Raw genomic sequence first — 1,085 nt, forward strand, 5'->3', positions numbered from 1 at the left:
CCCCCCGCCGGTCCGGATATCAAGGAAAGCCGCGGCGCGGCTTTCCGATTTACTCCCAAGATCCCGTCGTGATGCTCTCGAAAGGGGCTCACGCCTTGAGGCCCGGAAGATCTTCCGGGCCTCCTTTTTTCTCGGATATGAGCATTGAGCGTTTCGATCACATTCACTTGATCGCGAATGTGTGAAACGTCCGCCCTTCCGGTTCCGTACTGGGATTGCGACCGCCATCGTGGTGTCGCCAAATATCAGGGAAGGAACCGACCAATGAACTGCAAGAACATCTTCCTGGGAGCAATGGCTCTGTCGATGGTCAGCGGTGTTGCACTTGCTGGCGCGCTCGACTCGCCTGACAACATGGCCCCGTTCTTCACCGATTCCAGCATGAAGACCATGAAGTCCGAGGCCGATTTCAAGGCCGCCTGGGCGACGACAGCAAAAGACAAGCAGGACGCGATGATGAAGGAGTGCCAGGACGCGGCGATGAGCAAGCCGCATGCCGAATTCTGCGCCAACCTGATGCAGTACGCCGGCCATAAGTGATTTGCGGCAGGTCGGGTCCTTACGGGCCTGACCGTTTCGTCTTTGCCAATGAGAGATGGCGGGCTTCATGGGCCCGCCATCTCCTTTCCGGGGAGCATCTCGGTAAAAGGCCATGGTTAATGCACCCTTAACCTTCCCGCCGATAGTCTGGGAGACGAATCTCCCGGCATGCGTCACGCATCCGGCCAGGCATCGACACACGGGGAAGAGGCATGCGTTCAGGCGCTTCAGCACCGCTCGCGCTGACCGATACGGGGCACGGCATCCAGGCGTTCGCGCGGCGGCAGGTTGGGCGCCTGGTCGGCGCCGGGATGTTCGTGTTCACCGCTTTCGGCGTCGCCAGCCTCGCTACCTGGAACGTCGCCGATCCAAGCTTCTCGCACGCCACCAACAATCTCGTCACCAACGCCATGGGCTATGCGGGCGCGGTGTTTTCCGACCTTGCCATGCAGTTCTTCGGCCTTGCCGCCGTCGCCGGGCTGGTGCCGGCGGTGATCTGGGGTTTTCTGCTCTTCTCCGCTCGCGGCGTCGACAGGCTGGGCAAG

General features: G+C 61.1%; 2 protein-coding genes. Both read left to right on the plus strand.

Translation table 11 applies throughout. From position 1 onward, the window contains the following. Positions 1-264: 264 nt before the first annotated feature. Complete coding sequence (locus tag EOA75_RS33140; RefSeq protein WP_066998346.1) at positions 265-540, plus strand: hypothetical protein; 276 nt, start codon at positions 265-267, stop codon at positions 538-540. A 212-nt stretch (positions 541-752) separates the two neighbouring features. Further along, positions 753-1,085, plus strand: a 333-nt coding sequence (locus EOA75_RS33145) for a DNA translocase FtsK 4TM domain-containing protein (protein ID WP_206517132.1), incomplete at its 3' end; no start/stop codon positions are given.

It is taken from the genome of Mesorhizobium sp. M1A.F.Ca.IN.022.07.1.1 (assembly GCF_003997575.1).
Lineage (GTDB): Bacteria > Pseudomonadota > Alphaproteobacteria > Rhizobiales > Rhizobiaceae > Mesorhizobium.